The sequence below is a fragment of the Pseudomonas sp. 05N434 genome (genome assembly GCF_056396965.1).
On sequence record NZ_JBFTMK010000669.1, the window covers coordinates 1 to 3,212 of the forward strand.

Genomic DNA, 3,212 nt, shown 5'->3' on the forward strand with positions numbered 1-3,212 from the left:
GAAAAGATCCTGGCTGACAACCGCGCCGCCATTGTCGAAATCCTCAAGACCCAGGCCAAACAACCGACCTGGGCCGGCCTGGTGCTGGCGATGGACGAACTCAACGATCGTCTGGGCGCCGCCTGGAGCCCGGTCAGCCACCTCAATGCCGTGTGCAACAGCGCTGAGTTGCGCGAGGCTTACGAGTCCTGCCTGCCGGCCCTGAGCGCCTACGCCACCGAGCTGGGCCAGAACCGTGAACTGTTTCAGGCCTATGAAGCGCTGGCGAACAGTCCTGAGGCCGCCGGTTTCGACGTGGCGCAGAAAACCATCCTGGAGCACGCCCTGCGTGACTTCCGCCTGTCGGGTATCGACCTGCCTGAAGCCGAACAGAAGCGTTATGCCGACGTGCAGAGCAAACTGTCGGAGCTGGGCAGTCGCTTCTCCAACCAGTTGCTCGACGCCACTCAGGCCTGGACCAAGCACATCACTGACGAAGCCGCCCTCGCTGGCCTGACCGATTCGGCCAAGGCGCAGATGGCCGCCGCCGCGCAAGCCAAAGACCTCGACGGCTGGCTGATCACCCTGGAATTCCCGAGTTACTACGCGGTGATGACCTACGCCCAGGACCGCGCCCTGCGCGAAGAAGTCTACGCCGCCTACTGCACCCGTGCGTCGGACCAAGGTCCGAATGCCGGTCAGAACGATAACGGCCCGGTCATGGAAGAAATCCTCGACCTGCGTCAGGAACTGGCAAAACTGTTGGGTTTCACCAGTTTCTCGGAGCTGAGCCTGGCGACCAAAATGGCCGAATCCAGCGATCAGGTACTCAGCTTCCTGCGCGACTTGGCCAAGCGCAGCAAGCCGTTCGCCGTCCGGGATCTGGAGCAGCTCAAGGCCTACGCCGCCGAACAGGGTTGCCCGGACCTGCAAAGCTGGGACAGCGGTTTCTACGGTGAAAAACTTCGCGAGCAGCGCTACAGCGTTGCCCAGGAAACCCTTCGCGCGTACTTCCCGATCGACAAGGTTCTGGGTGGGCTGTTCGCCATCGTCCAGCGCCTGTACGGCATCGAGATCGCCGAGCTAAAAGGCTTCGATACCTGGCACCCGGACGTTCGCCTGTTCGAAATCAAGGAAAACGGCCAGCACGTCGGCCGCTTCTTCTTCGACCTCTATGCCCGCGCCAACAAGCGTGGCGGTGCCTGGATGGACGGCGCCCGCGATCACCGCCGTACAATCAATGGTGTGCTGCAAAGCCCGGTGGCGAACCTGGTGTGCAACTTCACCCCGGCCGACAGCGGTAAACCAGCCCTGCTGACCCACGACGAAGTGACCACCCTGTTCCATGAATTCGGTCACGGCCTGCATCACCTGCTGACCCGTGTCGAGCACGCTGGCGTATCCGGCATCAACGGCGTGGCCTGGGATGCGGTCGAGCTGCCAAGCCAGTTCATGGAAAACTGGTGCTGGGAGCCGGAAGGTCTGGCACTGATTTCCGGTCACTACGAAACCGGCGAACCGTTGCCTCAGGATCTGCTGGAGAAAATGCTCGCGGCGAAGAACTTCCAGTCCGGACTGATGATGGTCCGCCAACTGGAGTTCTCGCTGTTCGACTTCGAGTTGCACGCCACTCACGGCGACGGCCGCAGCGTGCTGCAAGTGCTCGAAGGGGTACGTGATGAGGTTTCGGTCATGCGTCCACCGGCCTACAACCGTTTCCCCAACARCTTCGCCCACATCTTCGCCGGTGGCTACGCGGCGGGTTACTACAGCTACAAGTGGGCTGAAGTATTGTCGGCCGATGCCTTCTCGAAGTTCGAAGAAGACGGCGTGCTCAATGCCCAGACCGGTCGTGCCTTCCGCGAAGCGATCCTGGCACGAGGTGGTTCCCAGGAACCGATGGTGCTGTTCGTCGACTTCCGTGGCCGTGCGCCATCGATTGACGCACTCTTGCGCCACAGCGGCCTGACCGAGGACGCGGCAGCATGAGTGAGGGACCTGTGATTACCAAAAAACGCTTTATCGCCGGGGCGGTCTGCCCGGCCTGTAGCGAGCCGGACAAATTGATGATGTGGAACGAAGATACCGTTCCGCATCGCGAGTGCGTGGCCTGCGGTTATTCCGACACGCTGAATGAACAAGGCCTGTCGGTGCCCAAGGAATTGGGCACCCGGGTTAACACCTCGGCACTCAAGGTGCCGGACGCCAAGGTTCAGGCCGTGCAGTTTTTCCCGAACCCGAAGCTGAAGAAAAAGCCTGACGAGCAACACTGAGTATCGAAAAACACCTTCTACTGCGCAACGCAGTGGAAGGTGTTACTTACTCGACATGGGCCGAGTTGAACCAACTCTTCATCGAACACATGGCAAACGGACTTGTGCTGCAATCACCATTGGCCGCCCTTTGGCCTCCGCGCTCTGAATCGTGCGAAGGGCCTTGAGCACATCACTGTCATCCACATGATTGGTGCGGTAGGGCAGTTGTATCTGGGTGATTCCGGGTTTTGACAACCAGCTCGAGTCCGGTTCAGGCAGGAAGTTGATGACGGTGGCGACCTTGAGTTTTTCCAGCAACGGCACCGCCCCCTTGTCCGGCAACGCACTGCGATAGAGGGTCGGGGACATCTGATAGAGGTTGTACTGAACCTCCACCGATTGAGCCCAGTCCGCAGGCCGGGATAGAGCAGCGTCGTCAGCGTGGGCCAGCGTCAGGTTGAAAAGTGCGGCCAGCGACAAAAGAAGCGTCGCAGGTAGAAGGCGCAGTAGGGACATGCTCAGGCGACCGTGAAGTGGTGGATAAGTGATCGATAGCCTGAACTCGGGACAGTCAAAGACCTGTGAGGGCACTGTCAAAGAATCGTGAATAGAACAGCAAATGCCCGAGGCTGGTGGTCATTCAGATCAGTCAGACTGTCCGACATCGCTAGTTGATTGAGAGACACTATCCGGCAAGACCTTGAGTTAATAGACACCGATAAAACCAGGCCTGCATGGAGTCTCATGCAGACCTGGCAACAACTATCAACTTCAGGGATTTACGATACTGGAATAAGCCTTGGCCAAGGCCAGCAGTTTTGCTTTGTCATCACCATCGATATCGCCATCACCGTCCACATCGCTGTTAATGGTTTTGATCGTGAAGGACTGACCACCATCGCTGGAAWCCGCTGTCACATAGACGGAATCGACCAGTGCCTCTGTCTGCACTTCATTTACCGCATCCCATCCCGGCTC

General features: G+C 59.0%; 3 protein-coding genes and 1 pseudogene. 2 read left to right on the forward strand and 2 right to left on the reverse strand.

Features of this window, described 5'->3' with window-relative positions:
• Together AC1DLB_RS27740 and AC1DLB_RS27745 are read left to right on the forward strand one after the other, a co-directional pair.
• Positions 1–1,968, forward strand: a 1,968-nt coding sequence (locus AC1DLB_RS27740; protein ID WP_477786068.1) for a M3 family metallopeptidase, incomplete at its 5' end; no start/stop codon positions are given.
• Positions 1,965–2,252, forward strand: coding sequence for a YheV family putative zinc ribbon protein (locus tag AC1DLB_RS27745; protein ID WP_018927249.1), 288 nt, complete (start codon positions 1,965–1,967; stop codon positions 2,250–2,252). The genes AC1DLB_RS27740 and AC1DLB_RS27745, both read left to right, overlap by 4 nt.
• A gap of 46 nt (positions 2,253–2,298) precedes the next feature.
• Here the strand turns inward: AC1DLB_RS27745 and AC1DLB_RS27750 are convergent.
• A pseudogene (locus AC1DLB_RS27750) lies at positions 2,299–2,750 on the reverse strand (hypothetical protein).
• A gap of 255 nt (positions 2,751–3,005) precedes the next feature.
• Positions 3,006–3,212 (reverse strand): hypothetical protein (locus AC1DLB_RS27755; RefSeq protein ID WP_477786069.1); only part of this gene is annotated, 207 nt, incomplete at its 5' end.